At 38.0% G+C, this 17,779-nt stretch carries 16 protein-coding genes; 6 read left to right on the forward strand and 10 right to left on the reverse strand.

What is annotated here, in order from left to right; translation table 11 throughout:
* Nucleotides 1–78: 78 nt before the first annotated feature.
* On the reverse strand, nucleotides 79–1,644 hold the full coding sequence (locus CDOM15925_RS08195) for a right-handed parallel beta-helix repeat-containing protein (protein WP_169942924.1): 1,566 nt from the start codon (nucleotides 1,642–1,644) through the stop codon (nucleotides 79–81).
* 543 nt (nucleotides 1,645–2,187) lie between these two features.
* On the opposite strand from CDOM15925_RS08195, the gene thrS reads away from it, so the two are divergent.
* A complete protein-coding gene (thrS, locus tag CDOM15925_RS08200) occupies nucleotides 2,188–3,996 on the forward strand; it encodes a threonine--tRNA ligase (RefSeq protein WP_169942925.1) in 1,809 nt (602 codons plus the stop codon).
* Nucleotides 3,993–4,511, forward strand: a complete 519-nt coding sequence (gene infC / locus CDOM15925_RS08205; RefSeq protein ID WP_169942926.1) for a translation initiation factor IF-3 — start codon at nucleotides 3,993–3,995, stop codon at nucleotides 4,509–4,511. Before thrS ends, infC begins: the two co-directional genes overlap by 4 nt.
* Nucleotides 4,512–4,547: 36 nt before the next feature.
* Here infC and CDOM15925_RS08210 read toward each other — a convergent pair whose 3' ends face one another.
* Nucleotides 4,548–5,078, reverse strand: a complete 531-nt coding sequence (locus CDOM15925_RS08210) for an isoprenylcysteine carboxyl methyltransferase family protein (protein WP_169942927.1) — start codon at nucleotides 5,076–5,078, stop codon at nucleotides 4,548–4,550.
* Between the two features lie 131 nt (nucleotides 5,079–5,209).
* Between CDOM15925_RS08210 and CDOM15925_RS08215 the strand changes: the two genes are divergently transcribed.
* Nucleotides 5,210–5,902 (forward strand): pirin family protein, encoded by a 693-nt coding sequence (locus tag CDOM15925_RS08215; protein ID WP_169942928.1) that lies wholly within the window; start codon nucleotides 5,210–5,212, stop codon nucleotides 5,900–5,902.
* 31 nt (nucleotides 5,903–5,933) lie between these two features.
* On the opposite strand, the gene CDOM15925_RS08220 is transcribed toward CDOM15925_RS08215, so the two are convergent.
* A complete protein-coding gene (locus CDOM15925_RS08220; RefSeq protein WP_169942929.1) occupies nucleotides 5,934–6,851 on the reverse strand; it encodes a methylenetetrahydrofolate reductase in 918 nt (305 codons plus the stop codon).
* Nucleotides 6,852–6,891: 40 nt separating this feature from the next.
* A complete protein-coding gene (metE, locus tag CDOM15925_RS08225) occupies nucleotides 6,892–9,153 on the reverse strand; it encodes a 5-methyltetrahydropteroyltriglutamate--homocysteine S-methyltransferase (protein WP_169942930.1) in 2,262 nt (753 codons plus the stop codon).
* Nucleotides 9,154–9,690: 537 nt separating this feature from the next.
* Between metE and rpmI the strand changes: the two genes are divergently transcribed.
* Nucleotides 9,691–9,882: a 50S ribosomal protein L35 gene (rpmI, locus tag CDOM15925_RS08230; RefSeq protein WP_169942931.1), complete on the forward strand. Its 192-nt coding sequence runs from the start codon at nucleotides 9,691–9,693 to the stop codon at nucleotides 9,880–9,882.
* Nucleotides 9,883–9,971: 89 nt separating this feature from the next.
* A complete protein-coding gene (gene rplT, locus CDOM15925_RS08235; protein WP_169942932.1) occupies nucleotides 9,972–10,328 on the forward strand; it encodes a 50S ribosomal protein L20 in 357 nt (118 codons plus the stop codon).
* A 223-nt stretch (nucleotides 10,329–10,551) separates the two neighbouring features.
* Here the strand turns inward: rplT and CDOM15925_RS08240 are convergent, their stop codons facing one another.
* The 3 genes from CDOM15925_RS08240 to coaE are packed head-to-tail and all read right to left on the reverse strand — an operon-like array spanning nucleotide 10,552 to nucleotide 12,575.
* Nucleotides 10,552–11,259, reverse strand: a complete 708-nt coding sequence (locus tag CDOM15925_RS08240; protein ID WP_169942933.1) for a glucosaminidase domain-containing protein — start codon at nucleotides 11,257–11,259, stop codon at nucleotides 10,552–10,554.
* A complete protein-coding gene (gene dapF, locus CDOM15925_RS08245) occupies nucleotides 11,240–11,983 on the reverse strand; it encodes a diaminopimelate epimerase (protein WP_169942934.1) in 744 nt (247 codons plus the stop codon). Before dapF ends, CDOM15925_RS08240 begins: the two co-directional genes overlap by 20 nt.
* Nucleotides 11,964–12,575, reverse strand: a complete 612-nt coding sequence (coaE, locus tag CDOM15925_RS08250) for a dephospho-CoA kinase (RefSeq protein WP_211436715.1) — start codon at nucleotides 12,573–12,575, stop codon at nucleotides 11,964–11,966. Before coaE ends, dapF begins: the two co-directional genes overlap by 20 nt.
* Nucleotides 12,576–12,648: 73 nt before the next feature.
* Between coaE and purM the strand changes: the two genes are divergently transcribed.
* Nucleotides 12,649–13,632 carry a phosphoribosylformylglycinamidine cyclo-ligase gene (gene purM, locus CDOM15925_RS08255; RefSeq protein ID WP_169942936.1) on the forward strand — a complete coding sequence of 328 codons (984 nt, stop codon included), beginning with the start codon at nucleotides 12,649–12,651 and terminating at the stop codon, nucleotides 13,630–13,632.
* 124 nt (nucleotides 13,633–13,756) lie between these two features.
* Here purM and CDOM15925_RS08260 read toward each other — a convergent pair whose 3' ends face one another.
* From CDOM15925_RS08260 to CDOM15925_RS08270, 3 genes are all read right to left on the reverse strand, one after another.
* Nucleotides 13,757–14,335, reverse strand: coding sequence for a DUF2179 domain-containing protein (locus CDOM15925_RS08260; RefSeq protein WP_169942937.1), 579 nt, complete (start codon nucleotides 14,333–14,335; stop codon nucleotides 13,757–13,759).
* A gap of 24 nt (nucleotides 14,336–14,359) precedes the next feature.
* The gene (locus CDOM15925_RS08265; protein ID WP_169942938.1) at nucleotides 14,360–15,538 is read right to left on the reverse strand and encodes a replication-associated recombination protein A; all 1,179 of its coding nucleotides are present in this window, start codon (nucleotides 15,536–15,538) and stop codon (nucleotides 14,360–14,362) included.
* 121 nt (nucleotides 15,539–15,659) lie between these two features.
* Nucleotides 15,660–17,779: TonB-dependent receptor domain-containing protein (locus CDOM15925_RS08270; RefSeq protein WP_169942939.1), on the reverse strand; the 2,120-nt coding region annotated here is incomplete at its 5' end.

The following is a 17,779-nucleotide window of genomic DNA, read 5'->3' on the forward strand; positions in this document are numbered from 1 at the left end:
TAACAACCAAGACGAATTTAGCACTGAAAAATAAATAATGCAGGGCGAATTTTAAATTTCGCCCCGCTTAAATTTGTTTTATTGTCCAGTCGAATTTGTTTCCTTATTTGCAGGCTCAAAAGTCGGGTGTGGTGGCAAATTTAAAGTCTCATTTGATTCTTTTTGCACAGGTTTTGCCACCCCTGTGATATCAGCTTGAGTAGCCTCTTTTCTTACTTCTTGAGCAGGCTTATTTACAGATTCTGAAATTTTCGCTTCGGAATTCTGCGCAGGCATACTCTCGTTTGTATCAACAGGAGATATCTCTATTTGCTTTGGCTGCTCTGCAGACGAATTTTGTGAACCAGTAGCAGGTTCGTCATCGCTCATGCTTTGAGCCCCATATCCCTCCACCGCTCCAACTAGCTTAAAAGCGTATTCAAGAGGATATTTGTTAGCATACATAGATATTTTTGATGTAAGCGAGCCTCTTTTATTCATCCCCATAGCCTCTCTAAAAAGATTCGTCGGAGAATTTGGATCATAAGCTGCTGTTTCTTTGTAAGTCGCACTCAAAAACCCTTCTAAATAAGGTTTATTTAGAGCCTCTTTTAACCCTTGAAGATCTGAAATTTCTCTATTGCCGGTTGCGCTTTTCAAAGTCTCGATATCTTCAAAATCAGCCGCTTTTACATACATAAACAGCCCTCCGCCCGAAGGTAGATCCATATCCATCTTTTTATTTAAAAAGAAAATATTGTCGTTAATATCAATCTCTTTATTTGGATCAACTCTTGTATTTGAAACCGCAGAAGCGATACTAAGACCCAAGATATTATGGTTAATATCATAATCCATGTTTGTCATAGCTCTTATTGCATGACCTAAATCACCAAGATCTCTTGTTCTTGACCAGTTGAACAATATAGTATTATAAGAAATCTCTAATTTTGTCTGATGTGGTTTATTTGCAGTGCCGAAAATTTCAACAGCTGCATAAGCATTTGCTACAAAAACATTGTTTCTAATTACTATATTACCCCTTCTGTTTCCAAGCAAAATCGCATAGTTGGGACTATTTAAGAAAAAGCAGTTTTGTATCGTAATATCACTGTTAGCTCTTCCTTTTATAAGAGGGGTAGAAGCTGTTTGATACGATGACATTCCTTTTCCGGGCGGAATCATTAGCACGCCCGTTTCTACGCCTTCTGGTTTACCGTCTTTTTCATGATAGCTGTTGGATTCACCTTTATCAAATATCAAGCCGTCTATAATGATATTTGAGCCTTGTAAATTTTCAGTTTGTATATCAAGTAAAGGTTTTGAGCTTGAAGTAGCGTTAGCTGCGTTTGTAGGCTGGATAAGCACAGGATACTTTACTACGTCGCGCTTTGAGAAATCTTCACTATATCCGCCAAGCAATGTTATGGATTTCTTAAGCTCAAGGTAGCCTCTATCCATAGTACCAAAATAACGACCTGTCGCTATGTGAACAATATCTCCTTCTTGAGCTATATCAATAGCCTTTTGGATATTTTTTACAGGAGAGTCTTTTGTCCCTAAATTTTTGTTTGAACCTTTATCCTTGGATACATAAATTTCAGCACCTAGTGCAAATACCGCAGCAAGCGAACAACTTAGCAAAAACGAAGATACTAGTTTCATGAAAACCTCCTTGATATTAAAGTTTATTTAAGTATAACAAAAATTTGAAATTTATATCTTTAGTTTGGTCTTGTATTTTTAAAAATTTTGATATTAGTGTAAAAATTTGTTACTTGAATTAATAATTATCAAGAAGGCGGCATGAAACTTTAAAATAGCATTAAATAATCTTAAATTATTTTTTAATATATTCAAATTTGATACCCAAGTAAAAGCAAAAACTCGTGGAAAGGCAACCACTCCTTTCCACAATAATCGGGAGAAAAATGAATCAAAACAATGCAAAGACGAGATATTGCACGATCCATTTACGATTCAAATACTAACACCAAATATCTTAAAATATAATTAATTATATTGATACCAATCAAAGTCTTACAGTGAGTATCTTTATTTGTAGCAAGAAATCAAATTTAAGTTCAAATTTGATTCTCAATAAACCGTTAGCAAATCAAATATTAAGAAAAGCTTAAATACATTTTAGATAAAATCATTCATCATTCTTTTGGTGTTTAAAAGAATATTCGGTAAAAAAGGAAAAATATGAGCGATATAATCGCATACAAACTAAACGGAGAGATAGTCGATACTCAAAGTATCAAGGATTTAAATTCGGCAGAGCCTATTTATTTTGATAATTCAAAAGAGGCTTTAAGCGTTATCAGACATAGTTGTGCGCATCTTATGGCGGAAGCCATCAAAAGCCTCCATCCGGAAGCGAAATTTTTCGTAGGTCCTGCAATAGAAGACGGATTTTATTATGATTTCAGAGTTGATAGCAAGATCGGAGAGGCGGATTTAGAGGCGATAGAAGCCAAGATGAAAGAGCTTATCGAAGCTAAAAAAGACATCGAAAAAACCTGTTTTACAAAAAAAGAAATAAGCGATAGATTTATAAACGATGACTTAAAACAAGAGGTTTTAAAGCGCATTCCGGACGGTGAAGTTACTATGTATTCTCAAGGAATTTTTGAAGATATTTGTCGCGGACCTCATGTGCCAAATACTAAATTTTTAAGATTTTTTAAACTTACTCGGGTTGCCGGAGCGTACCTTGGCGGAGATGAAACACGCGAAATGCTTACTAGAATTTACGGCACGGCATATGCAGACAAAGAGAGCTTAAAAGAGCATATTCGTATCATAGAAGAGGCTAAAAAACGCGATCATCGCAAGCTTGGCACCGAGATGAAGCTATTTACCTTTGACGAAGAGGTAGGCGGAGGTCTTCCTATATGGCTACCAAACGGCGGAAGACTAAGAAGTAAACTGGAGCAAATTTTATACAAAGCTCACAGAGATAGAGGCTACGAGCCTGTTAGGGGGCCTGAGCTTTTAAAAGCCGACGTATGGAAAAAGAGCGGACACTACACAAACTACAAAGAAAATATGTACTTTACGACTATTGACGATGCGGAGTACGGCATTAAGCCTATGAACTGCGTCGGGCACATCAAAGTTTATCAGAGCGAAATTCGCTCTTATCGCGATTTGCCTGTTAAATTTTTTGAATACGGAGTAGTTCATCGCCACGAAAAAAGCGGAGTTTTGCACGGACTTTTTAGGGTAAGAGAATTTGCGCAAGATGATTCGCATATCTTTTGTTCTCCCGATCAAATCAAAGAAAACATACTGGAAATTTTAGCATTCGCTGGAAAGATAATGGAAAATTTCGGCTTTGAATACGAGATGGAAATTTCAACAAAGCCGGCAAAAGCGATAGGCGATGATGAAATTTGGGATGTGGCTACAAAAGCCCTTAAAGAAGCGCTTGATGAAAACGGATTTAAATATGGAATAGATGAAGGCGGCGGAGCTTTTTACGGACCAAAAATCGACATCAAGATAACAGACGCTCTTAAACGAAAATGGCAGTGCGGAACGATTCAGGTTGATTTTAACCTGCCTGAGAGATTTGACCTTGGATATATAGATAGCAACAACGAACGCAAACGTCCTGTTATGCTTCACCGCGCGCTACTTGGAAGCTTTGAGAGATTTATAGGAATTTTGATAGAGCATACAAGCGGAGAGTTACCGTTTTTCATAGCTCCTACGCAAGTTGTCATAGTTCCTATCAACGACAGCCACTTAGACTATGCTAAACAAGTTGCAAAAGAGCTTAGAAAAATCAATGTCGATAGCGAAATTTCAAGCAAGAACGAAAGCCTAAATAAACGCATCAGAAGTGCAGAAAAACAGCGCGTACCTATGATAGTAGTTATAGGAGATAACGAAGCTCAAAACCGCAGTATAGCGCTACGCGACAGGCATAACAGAGAGCAAAAAGATATGAAACTAGAAGAATTTATCATTTTATTAAAGGAGAAACTTAGTGAGGTGCATTTTTGAGTAAAGAAAATGAAGTATTGCTCAACGAAGAGATAAGAGCGAGTGAAGTAAGATGTGTCGGCGATGACGGCACAAGCTATGGCATCATCTCAAGAGATGAGGCTTTAAAAATCGCTGAAAAACAAGGTCTTGACCTAGTGCTAATAGCGCCTGATGCAAAACCGCCTGTTTGCAAGATAATGGACTATGGAAAATTCCGTTATCAACAGGAAAAAAAGCAAAAAGAAGCTAAGAAAAAGCAGAAAATTATCGATGTAAAAGAGATAAAACTATCGGTAAAAATCGCACAAAACGACATAAACTACAAGGTTAAACATGCTATTGAATTCCTTGAAGATGGAAAGCATGTTAAATTTAGAGTATTCCTAAAAGGTCGCGAGATGGCGACTCCTGAAGCCGGAGTTGTTATGCTCGAAAAAGTTTGGGATATGATAAAAGATATAGGAAATAGAGACAAAGAGCCTATCATCGAAGGTCGTTATGTCAATATGCTTGTAACTCCAAAGAAAGCTTAATTCACAAAAGCCCTTTTTAAAGGGCTTTTCTTTTTATTATTTATTGCCGTTTGGTATGATAATCTCTTTTAAAATACGATTTTCCTCTTCTATTCTTCTATAAAGTATAAAAGCGTAAACCGGCAAGATAATTACCGCAGAATAAAATGCATGACAAAGCATCGCAAGCCCGATAAGCTCAGGCACGATATTTAAGAAATAATTAGGATGCTTAACCGTCTTAAAAAGGCAGTGGTTATTAAATTTATGCTCTTTTGCGACCATAAGTTTAACCGTCCAAATTCCGTCCAAAAGAGAGATAACAACATAAAGCATAATCATAGAAAATACAATAAGTCCCGCTCCTATAGCGCTTTGAGTATCAAATTTGGCTTTTGTTACTATCGCTTCGATAAAGCACGACAGATAAAAAACTATATGCAGTATCGTAAGGATCTTTGAATTTTTTACGCCATACTCTATTCCTCCGTTTTGTAGTATAGATCTTTCGTTTCGAATCGATATTTTTAAAAACAAAAGTCTAAGCGCAAATACCGCCACAACAGCAATCCAAATATAATATTCCATACCATTTAACCTTTATTAATATAAAAAAGCCAAAACGATAGCAGTTTATTTAGCAATTGTCAATAAGCAAAAATTTTAAGCTATCTTTTTAGAAAAAACAACTAATATTCCAAGAAAAAATAGGAGAAAAAATGATTCAAACAAGATATGCGCACGAGCGCGGGCAAGGCGGTGGCGGAGGATGGCTTGATAGCAGACACACATTCTCTTTTGCCAATTATTTCGATCCAAATCACATGGGATTTTCACACCTTCGAGTTATAAACGAAGACTTCGTAGCTCCTGATAGCGGCTTTGGGACACATCCTCATAGAGATATGGAGATACTATCTTACGTACTTAGCGGGCAAATAGCTCATAAAGACAGTATAGGAAATGTTAAAACTCTAAGTGCGGGCGAATTTCAGATAATGAGTGCGGGAACCGGCATAGCTCATTCAGAATACAATCCAAGCAGCACCGATGAGCTGCATTTTTATCAAATTTGGATAGTTCCAAACCAAAAAGGCGTCAATCCAAGATACGAACAAAAAGAATTTGCGCCAAAAGAGGGAGCGACACTTCTGCTTTCGCCAAATGCCGATGAAAATTCATTTAAAATTTATCAGGATATGAAGCTTTTTAGATATCAATACAAAGCAAATTCAAGCGAAGAGATCAAGCTTGATATAAACAGAAAATACTGGCTTCAAGTCGTAAAAGGCGAATTAAGCGTAAATGATACTAAGATAAAAACAAGCGACGCTTTGGCGATCACCGAAGAGAGCGCGCTTCATATAGATACTTTTAGCGAGGTTGAATTTTTACTATTTGACTTGGTTTAATTACAAATTTGGCAGATTGGCTCTGCCAAATTTAACTTCTATAACTCACATTTGTTTTTGATATTATCTCTTTTATCCCCTCAAGAAGCCTTAAAGAAGCCTCTATCTCGCTCTTTCTAGCCGATATGCTTTCTATGTTTGCGCCTACGCTTACGCCTTTTGCGAGGCTATATTTGTAAAGAAAATTAAAAAGCTCCAAGCTTAAATTTACCGACGCACTCAGTATATCTTCGCTATTTTTAAGCCTCTCTTCAAAATAATGCGGGATACTTATACCAAGCCACTTCATAAATTCAAGCGTCTTAACGCTGCCGCAAGGAGTGAATGTAAATATTATCGGCACCTTTTGAATGCTAAGCTTAGAATAATCATCTATAAATTTCTTCGCATTTTCAAGATCATAAACAGCCTGAGTGATAAAGTATTTACATCCGTTTATGGTTTTACTGGCTACTTTTAGATGCTCGCTTGCGTTTTTAGCATGTCGCTCCGGTATGCAAATGCCGCCAAGAAACAGATCAAATTTGCCCTTTTTTGCTATATTATACGCATCATCAAGCCTTAGACTGATATCTTGCTCTTTTGAGCTGGCACCCACAAAAACATTTAAATTTACGCTTTGGGTTTTTAAATTTTGCTCAAATTCAACCTTGTCGTATTTACCCACAACCTTATAAATAATAGCCTCAACGCTAGTTTTAAGGTAATTTTTATAATACTCCTCGGGCTCAATGGTCTTTATAAACTCAAAAATACGCTCGTTTTTATTTCTATTGCTCTCGTCTTGCAAATCATAAAGCACGATTCCATCGACATCTATGCTCTCTATCCTATCTCGCCAAATTTTAGCTATTCGGTTGCGCTCGGACTCTTCTAAATGAATTTTTGGCGGGGTTAGCCCATAAAGCAAAATTCCCGACTCACAGTTTAAAATTTTATCCTTTAGCATACAAAAGCCTTTGATTTAAGCCCCGAAAAGGAGCTTAAATTTATAAACTTCTAGCGATCTTAACCGCTTCGATCATGTTTTTAAGGCTAGGCTTAACCTCTTCCCATTTGCGAGTCTTAAGTCCGCAGTCGGGGTTTATCCACAGCTGCTCTTTTGGAAGCACTTCAAGTAGCGCCTTGATCTGCTCAACCATCTCGCCAACCTCAGGCACGCGCGGACTGTGGATATCATAAACGCCCGGTCCAACCTCTTGTTTATAACCGACCTCTTTAAAAATTTTAAGAAGCTCATTGCCGCTTCTTGCAGTCTCTATCGATATCACGTCAGCATCCATCGCCTCGATCGTCTTGATGATGTCGTTAAATTCAGAATAACACATATGAGTGTGAATTTGAGTTTTAGCATCCGCCGAGCTTACCGACAGTTTGAAACAATCAACGGCAAATTTCTCATACTCGCCTATATTTTCGGCTCTTAGCGGATAGCCCTCTTTAAACGCAGCCTCATCAACCTGAATGATCTTAATGCCGGCGTTTTGCAAATCCGAAATTTCATCATAGATACAAAGTGCAAGCTGCTTGGCAATCTGGCTGCGAGACTTATCGTCACGCACAAACGACCAGTTTAGGATTGTTACAGGTCCTGTTAGCATACCTTTCATTATCTTTTTGGTTTTGCTTTGAGCGTAGCTTATCCACTCGACCGTCATCGGATTTGGCCTGCTTACATCGCCAAATAAAAGCGGCGGCTTTACACATCTGCTACCATAGCTTTGAACCCAACCGTTCTCGCTAAAAGCATAGCCTTGAAGCTGTTCGCCGAAATACTCAACCATGTCATTCCTCTCAGGCTCGCCGTGAACCAGCACATCAAGCCCGATCTCTTCTTGAAATTTCACGCACTCATCGATATACGCTTTGATATCGGCTTCATAGACTTCTTTTGTGATAAGTCCTTTTTTATAAGCGTTTCTTACCTGCCTAAGCTCTGATGTTTGAGGAAACGAGCCTATCGTAGTTGTCGGTAAAATTCCATAATCCAAAGCCTCTTTTTGCACTTTTATACGCTCGTTATACGGCGTATCGCGCTCAAATTTAGTTAAATTTGCAACGCGGCTTGCAACCTCTTTTGAGTGAATCAGCTCGGAATTTGCACGAGTGGCTACGGCTTGTTTGTTTTCAGAGTAAATTTTAGCCTCGCACTCGCTTAAATTTTCGCCATTTGCAAGCTTGGCGATGATCTTTATCTCGTCAAGTTTTTCAACCGCAAAGCTCAGCCAGCTTTTGATTTGAGGATTTAGCTTCTCTTCGTATTTTAGTGTATAAGGCACATGAAGAAGCGAGCAGCTGGTGCCTATGTAAAAGTCTTTTCCGTTTAACGCAGAGGCGATCTCTTTTACAAATTTAACCTTCTCGTCAATGTTGCTTTTCCAGATATTTCTACCGTCAACCACACCGGCAAAAAGTACCTTGTCGCTGTTTGCTATGACGCTAAGCGCAGATTTGTTTTTATCCGTATGAACAAAGTCAAGTCCGATACCGTAAATTTTAGTTTTAACCAGCTCATTTACCGCTTTTAAAGCATTTTCAAAATACGTCATAAATACGATTTTAACGTTACTTGCCACACCGGCAAACTCATCGTAAATTTTTATAAACCTAGCAAGCTCTTCGTCTTTGTCCGTTACAAAAATCGGCTCGTCAAACTGAACTAAAATTTCATCATCAAGCTTTGAAATTTCGGCTATCAGCTTTTTGTATTCATTAGTAAGGCTATCAAAATGCTTAAACGCACAACTTCCGTCGGTCGTCTTTGAAAGAGCCAAAAACGTTATGGGTCCGATTAAATTTATCTTACCCTTAACCCCGCTTGCTTTAGCCTCGTTGTATTCGGCGATGATTTTACTTGAATTTAGGCTAAATTCGCTATCCGAACAAAGCTCAGGCACGATGTAGTGGTAGTTTGTGTTAAACCACTTTGTCATCTCCATAGCAACGCCGATTTTATTTCCTCTAGCAAGCGCGAAATACTGTTCCAGTCCGCTTAAATTCGCAAATCTCGGCGGAACGCAACCAAAAGTAATGATATTATCAAGCACCAAATCATAAAACGAAAAGTCATTTACGCTAATAGCTGAAATTCCTGCGTTTTTTTGATAATCCCAATGTCTGGCTTTAAGCTTTTTTGCGGTATCTTGAAGCGTTGCTTCATCGGTTTTACCCGCCCAAAAATTTTCCAAAACTTTTTTTAATTCTCTTTGCTCTCCTATTCTTGCAAAACCTGTTACAAAACTTTTTATCATAATTTTTCCTTCTAAAATCTAAATTTCAATGTAAAAATTTATATCTCAAATTTTGAGTTATAAAAAACAATGGCCAATGGTTAAAATAAATGTTAAATGTGTGATTTTAGAGGCACATGGGCGGATGACATCCGCTTTTTCTGAGTGAGAAGTGAAATTTGTAGTATTCATTGCCGTAAATTTTAGCGGCAAATTTCAAAAATTGAGAAGCTCTATTTCTAAAAACGCAGTTGCAATGCAACGGACATCCGCTTAAAAACGGGTTGATTCGTATAATTAAAAAAGTGTAATTATTTAAAAAACTCTTCGCAGCTTTGATTTGATCTTTTAATCTAAGCCCGAATTTAAGAAGCCTTAAGCATGGGACATGACATTTTGTAGTCCTTTAAAGTGAATTTGAAGTGGCATTATAAAGATATTTTTATAAAAAATCAAGAGCAAAAGCTGCAAAACAGATAAATTTAAATTTTTTAAAGAAATTTTGGGTATAATCTCGCTCTTACCTAAGCGTAAGAAAAATTTTAAAAGGATTTAGTAATGCCAAAGATGAAATCTGTTCGCGGCGCTGCTAAGCGTTTTAAAGTGGGTAAAAACAAGATTAAAAGAGGCTCAGCATTTAGAAGCCATATTTTAACTAAAAAATCTCGCAACAGAAAAAGAGATTTAAGAAGCCCTCAATACGTTGATAGCACAAATGTCGCAAGCGTTAAATCAATGCTTTGCATGTAATTTAAGTTTTTGACACAAGGTCATTCAAACTCCCCCGATTTTAGGGGCAAGATTCGCTCGGCGAACGCCAATTTGTAAAAAGGATAAATATGGCAAGAGTAAAAACAGGCGTAGTTAGAAGAAGACGCCATAAAAAGGTATTAAAGCTAGCTCGTGGCTTTTACAGCGGAAGACGCAAACACTTTAGAAAAGCTAAAGAGCAGTTAGAAAGAAGTTTAGTTTACGCTTATAGAGACAGACGCGCTAAGAAACGCGATTTCCGCCGTCTTTGGATAGTTAGAATCAACGCTGCTTGCAGACTAAACGATATCAGCTATTCACGTTTCATCAACGGTCTTAAAAAGGCTAACATACAATTAGATAGAAAAATTTTAGCCGATATGGCTATGAATGACCCAAAAGCTTTTGCACAGATTGCTTCTCAAGTAAAGGCTGCTTTAAAATAGTTTCACGTTTCTCGCTCGTTTGAGCGGGAAATTCTTTCAATTTCAAAGCTTCACAATCATAATTTAATATTTATAAGCAGCTATCAAAATATAAATTTTCTGTTTCTTAAATGTAAAAATACACAATTACAGCAAAGAAAATTTCGTCACTATCGTTGTTTTAAAATGATGAATTAAAGATTTAAGCATGAACAATTTTTATTTATCCGCTATGCTAATTCAATTAATCATACTTTGTTAAATCAAGCTGATTTATAAGCGTCTTTAGCATCTTTACATACTCTTCGCCAAGCTCTGAGTAGTTTTGCATAGTTTCAGCTGCACTAAGTCCGCTAAAAAGCCTACCGCTTCTTGCAAATTCCGCCCGCGATAACCTAAAATTTTCATATGCGATGTTTGAGTTCAAATTTAGCGCATACATCTGGACAGACTCTTGCAAACTACTAAAAATTCTAATCTTGTGTCGCTTGCCGCGCGCCCTATCAAGCGGCACAAGTCCTACTTCTCCCCAAGTATAATGCCCAAAGATATTGTTTGCCTCTTTTGTAAATCTACTCTCGCCCCAACCGCTCTCGATAGCGGCTTGAGCTATGGCCAGCGAAACGGGAATTTCTCTTATCCGCACCAGATACTCATTAACATTAAAAATATGCTTTATATTATGCTCGCTTGCGATTTTAACTAGCTGCATATAATTATCCTCATCAAGCTCACGCAGCCCCTGCCTCCAAGCTTGAACAACAAAAGCTACGCAAAATTCGCGCTTTGAGGCTATAACACTATTTACATTTACGATAATTGGCCTAATTTCAGCTATAAAAGCTTCTTTTTTCGCTTTGCCTTTTAAGGTGTAGTATTCATCGCTAAAGCCGGCATTTAAGCTAGTTACGATAAGCAAGACAAGCCAAATTTTACTCCATAAAATTCGCATCAAAGCAGTGTCTTACCTTGCCCTTAAAAAATATCTTTTCATCCTTTAGCCTTAAACCAAGCTCTTCACCGCTTTTTGGAAAAACGCAAATTTGCTCTTTTAAGCCTAAATTTTTAACTCCTGCGTAAAAGCACGCCGCCATTCCCGTCCCACAAGCGTTTGTTTCAGCCTCTACTCCGCGCTCGTAGGTTCTAACAAACAAATTTTCGCCTTCAATTTTGGCGAAATTTACGTTTGCATTATGATCTTGACGCATTTGACGAGCCAAATCCCGATCGAAGTCATTTAAATTCTCACAAAAACTAACAAGATGAGGAACGCCCGTATCGTAAAAATACCACTCTCGCTCCAACTTACTGAATTTATCGGCTATCTTAAGAGGTTTTGTTAGTTCAACTTCTACTATATCGCCCTTTACGCTACCACTAACGCTTCCTGCGCCCGTAGATAGAGTTATCTCCTCTGTGTTAGTTAGTTTGTTAGTAAATGCATACAAAAGCGCTGCTCTTGAGCCATTCCCGCACATCGCCGCATAGCTTCCGTCACTGTTGTAAAATTCCCATTTTACGCCGTTTTCAAAAGGAAGTAAAACGATAAGCCCGTCAGCTCCTACGCCGTTAAATCTATCGCATAAAATTCTAGCTAACTCGCTTCGATCTTCGCTAACAAAGGTGTGAAATACCACAAAATCATTTCCGCTTGCGTTATACTTCGATACTCTCATACATGCCTTTCAAATTTCTTAAAAACCCATCAACTTGGGCTTGCAAATCCTTTAAATTTCCGCTATTGTCTATAACAAAATCAGCCATTTCGCGCTTTTTTTCTATATCCATTTGAAGCTCTATTCGATTTTTAGCCTCTTCATGGCTTAAGCCGTTTCGCTTCATAATGCGATCTATTAAGGTTTTTTCAGGAGCGTAAACAACTACTACATAATTAAATTTCGCCTTGCCAAGACCTTCGAAATAAAGCGGAATATCTACAAAATAAGGCAAATTTTTAACTTCAAGCTTGTTGCAAAGCTCATAAATTTTCGCATCTATTCTTGGATGAAGTAAATTTTCAAGCCATTTAAGCGCACTCTTGTCATTAAATACGATTGCGCCAAGCTTTTTTCTATCAATTTTATTAAAGGACAAAATTTCCTTGCCAAATTTTCTTACAACCTCATCCTTGCAAGCTTCAAGCTCCTCATGAGAAATTTCATCTGCGTCAATCACTTCAAAACCATACATCTTAAGCAGGTTTAAAAATGTGCTTTTGCCGCTTCCTATCGTGCCTGTAACCACGAAAGCATGGTTAAATTTCATCAAATTTCGCCTTTGATTTTTAATTCGATTTTAGCAAGTTTTAGCTAAAATTAGGCAAATTTCAAAAAGGGATAAAATGATAAGCTATAAAGACGCAGGAGTTGATATTGATGCCGGAAACAGCTTCGTAGAAAAGATCAAACCATACGTAAAATCAACCTTTACACCATTAGTTTTAGGCGGTATCGGGTCGTTTTCAGGAGCTATAAAACTGCCAAGCGGATACAAAAACCCAGCTATATTAGGAGCTACGGACGGAGTCGGCACAAAACTAAGGCTTGCGATTGATGCGGATAAATTTGACACAGTCGGGCAAGACTTGGTTGCAATGTGCGTGAACGACCTTATTTGCAACTTCGCCACGCCGCTTTTTTTCTTAGACTACTACGCAACCGCAAAACTTGACATAAATAGCGCGGCGCAAGTGGTAAAAGGGATCGCCGAGGGTTGTAAACTAGCTCAGTGCGCACTCATAGGCGGAGAGACTGCCGAGATGCCTTCGATGTATGAGGGCAAGGACTTTGACCTAGCGGGCTTTGCGGTAGGAATGGCGGAAATAGACGAGATCGATAGAAGTAAATTTGTCCGCGAAGGAGACGTCATAATCGCACTTCCTAGCAGCGGTCTTCACTCTAACGGCTTTTCGTTAGCAAGGAGAGTTGTTAGTGAGTTAGGGCTTAAATTCGAGGGTAAAATCGGCGATAAAACACTTATAGATGCGCTTTTAGAGCCTACTAGAATTTATGTAAAAGAATTTTTAAGCCTAAAAGATAAAATAAACGCCCTAGCACACATAACAGGCGGTGGTTTAGTCGAAAACTTGCCTCGCGTTTTCCCTGACGGACTTGGCGCAAAGATAGAAAAATCAGCTATCAAAACGCCTGAAATTTTTAAAATCATCGCTCAAAAAGTAGAGCCATCCGAGATGATGAGAACCTTTAATATGGGCATAGGCATGGCGCTTGTAGCAAGTCCCAACAACACTCAAAGTATCTTAGCGCAATGCGACGGATACATCATCGGTGAAGTTGTTAAGGGCAAAGGTGTAGAGTTAATATAAGTTTATAAATTTTAGTTCCAAAAGATAAAGCGCTTATTTTTATGCTCTTTATCTTTTGTATTTACTGCATACAAATTCGATGCATTGCCAAAAATTTGATGTGTTCTTACTTTTAACAAATTTTCTAGCTTTTAATCTTGTTTAAATTCTGCTCACTTACAGGCACGTTTAGCATAGCGTAGTTTGCATACCTGACATCTTCTATAGAATAAACCGCCCAAGGATTGTGTTTTTTGATTAGGGGAACTATCTCTTTGATTTTACTACGATCTATAACGGTAAATACGATATTTACTTCGCCGTCATTTCCTATGGCATCAACTGTTGTAACGCTATGCCCGCGAGATCTTAGTTCATTTGCCAAGGTGTCTGCTTTTATTTTCGTGATAATTCTTACCGCAACGCTTCCAAGCGCTATTTTATTCTCTATATAAATTCCAAAATAATTCCCAAGAGCAAATCCAAGCGCATAAGCGATATAGTTTTGCCAGTGATCAAGATGCTGCATGACTTGAGTTATAGCCATCAGCCAGACCATGATCTCAAAAAACCCGAGTATAGGCGCTATCAGCCTTTGACCTTTTGAGACAAAGATAATTCTAACGGTGCTTATCGTAACATCAATAATCCTAGCAAGGCAGATAAGCAAAGGAATACCTGCAACCTCAAACCAAGCACTCTGAGTAATAACCGACAAATCCATATCAACTCCGATTAAAATATGTAATTATACTTTCTTTTTAATTTTTATTAGCCACTCTTCAAGCGTCTTTTCAAAGCCTATGCCGTTGCTTTCGTAAAATTTAAGCGGTTTTGCCAGATACTTTTGCTCGACCCAGCCGCCAAAACTATGCGGATACAGATAGTCTTTCGCCTCAGGAGAAGTATTTATAAGATAGGGCGGGATTTTAAGAGGCGGCTCATTTTTGACATATTTTAAAGCGTCATTTATCGCCTTGTAGCTTGAATTTGACTTTGGGGAACAGGCTAGATAAACAGCGCATTGCGCTAAGATTATACGCGCTTCGGGATAGCCGATTTTACTAACCGCAAGCATAGTGTTAGTGGCTAAATTTAAGGCATTTGGGTTAGCATTGCCCACATCTTCACTTGCAAATATCACCATCCTGCGAGCTATAAAATCAGCGCTTTCGCCGGCGTCAATAAGCCTTGCAAGATAGTATATAGAAGCGTTTTCATCGCTTCCGCGCATGCTTTTTATAAAAGCGCTTGCCAAGCGGTAGTGCGTGTCATCCTCGCTAACTCCTTCGCTAACAGCGTTAGCACGAAGCGTTTTTAAATTTTCAAGAGTTATATCAGGACTTAAATTTAGCACAAATTCAAGCAAATTTAAAAAACTTCTCGCATCTCCGCCACTACTTTTAAACAAATACTCTTTAGCGTCATCATCTATTTGAAATTCCACCTCATCACTCACTCTCTTAAGCAGTTTTTCAAAATCAACCGAATTTAAAGGCTTAAACTCAAAAAGCATCGAACGGCTTCTGATGCCCGAGCTAAGAGTAAAGTATGGATTTTCGGTGCTTGCGCCTATTATGATCGCCTTGTAATTTTCCATAGGGATTAGTAGCGCTTCTTGCTGAGTCTTGCTTAGGCGGTGAATTTCGTCAATGAAAAACAGCGGTTTATTTAAAGCGTTTTCATAGTTTTTTAGGATTTTGCGAAACTCGTCTATCTTTAAATTTCCGCCGTCAAATTCATAAAAATCATAGCTCATCGCTCCAGCAACGACTCTTGCAAAGCTGGTTTTGCCGCATCCCGCAAGCCCATAAAATATACTATGCGGGATCTTTTCATTTTCGATAAATTTTTTAAAAATCTCTACGATATCTTTTTGTCCGCAAATTTCATCGAGCGTTTTAGGTCGAAATTTAAGAGCAAACATAAACTTCCTTTTTATAATGGCAGGCTTTTTTGTTTTGTTGATTATATTAGAATTTGTATTAAAGTGGGTTTTAGGGGACAAAAAGAGAATTTGAAGGCAAATTTATGCCTTCAAATTTGAGTTAAAATTTCTTTTCAAAGTCGATATAGAAATTTCTGCCTTTACCGACCATGGTGGTAGTTTTTGTCTGAGAATGGTTAATATATTTTTTATTAAAGATATTATTTACACCGAAATTGACTTTAAATCCTTCTCCAAAAATTTTGTTTTCAAAGTTCTTTGGCACCCAACTACCTTTAAAATCTATAATGGTAAATGAACTATCGACATACTCGTATGTTACGCCTCTTGCAATAAGTGATTTTTCATCTCTCTTCGGAGCAAAATAATATCTCATGCTAACTCCGGTCGAAAGCCCCCAAGGAGAGTATAAGTAATTTCCGCCGATTACTAACTTATCGGTATATGCTCCGATTCTTTTACCTGTTTTGTTATCTTTAAGCTTCATGTGATCATAAGCAAGATTAAAACCAAAATTTGAGATAGCATACTTCGCTTCGATCTCAAATCCGCTTCTTTTAGCTTCGTCAATATTATCGTATTTTGCATATCTTCTGCCAGGAGAATCAGGATCAAAAGGAGGATTTCCAAGATCTGGTATAGGCTCTAAAGAGATCATATCTTTGATTTTTCCGTTATAGTAAGTCGCTTTAAAATAAAGCCTGTCGTCATTAAATAAATTTTCCTTATCTATAGAAAAGCCTAGCTCATACTCTTTTGCTATTTCAGGTTTTAAATTCGGATTTGGTATATACCAATAAGGTACGTTTATAGGACCTTGCGATGATGTTTCATGCGGGGTAGGACCTCTAAACGTTTCTGCGTAACCCGCCAATAAATTTATACCGCTAAACACCTCATAGGCAAGTCCTATTTTAGGAGAGAATCTACTCTCGCTATATTTAGGGCGATTATCTTTAGTAACGGCTCGTTCAAACCTATCATATCTGCCGCCGATAGTGAATTCAAAATTGCCGACATTAAATATATCTTGAAGATAAAGTCCGTAGTCTTTATATGAATTCGGATGAGAGTTTGACTCTCTTAAAACTCCGCTTGATAAATACGCGGAGTCCTCACGACGATGTTCATGCTCTGCACCTACAACAAGTCTATGCTCTAAACCGCCAGTATTGAAAAAGCTTTCATTTTTTAGATTTATGCCCCATCTTTTTTCGGTATTTATATAGTCAACTTTACCCGATGTTCTGTCGTAAGATGCTTCCGTGTTATAATATTGAGCCGAAAAATTTACCCAAGGATTATTTATCGGCGCAAATTTATACACTGCACTATAATCACGCTGTTTTATCTTACCGATAGTCGAGTCATCATATCTATACAGCGACTGCCAGCCTGTAGCTAAATTTTCATGATAATTAAACACACTTAAATCAAGCTCGTGTTCATCTGTTATATCCCATTCAACTTTACCAAAAACCGTATTTATACGCTCATCACCCGAAACAAATTTAACATTTTCGGTTCCGCCGTCAGCTAGTTTCATATTACCGTGATCTGCATGTTTACCGTAAATCAAAAATCCTAAATTTTCTACAGGCTTAAACGCAAGTGCGGCGCGGTTTGAGTTCATATGATTGCTCTCTTGGCGATGCCCGATCATAACACCGTAGTTTTTATCACCTATTATAAAGTCATCTACGCTCTTTGTCTGCATACTTACGATACCGCCTATGGCACCGCTTCCGTGAAGAACCGATGAAGCGCCTTTGACAACCTCAACTCGCTTTAACAGATCGTTATCCACGCGAAAAGTTGAAATCATATTTGAATAAAGCGATGCCGAGCGTTTAACGCCGTCTTGTTCTATTATAACCCTCTCTTCGCTTTGATAGCCAAATCCTCTGATGGCAAATTGCTGTCCGGCCTGTCTTCCAAAATCTCTACCTGTATCTATGCCCGGAATTTCATTCATAGACTCTATCAAAGAGGGAGTTTTTGATAAATTATCTTGCGTTAGCACGCTGACTTGTCCCGTGTACTTAGCCACATCGGTTTCGCTTCTGTTTGCGGTAACGGATACCATATCAAGTTGAGCCGTACCTGCCGTAGAATTTGTATCCATGTGTTTTGTGCGAACATTTTTTACATCCGCACCTTGAACCAAAGAAACAGACGCACCCAAAAGCATGATAGCCGCTATCTTGCTAAATTTATGCA

The sequence above is a fragment of the Campylobacter sp. RM15925 genome (assembly GCF_012978775.1).
In the GTDB taxonomy this organism is placed as follows: Bacteria; Campylobacterota; Campylobacteria; order Campylobacterales; family Campylobacteraceae; genus Campylobacter_A; species Campylobacter_A canis.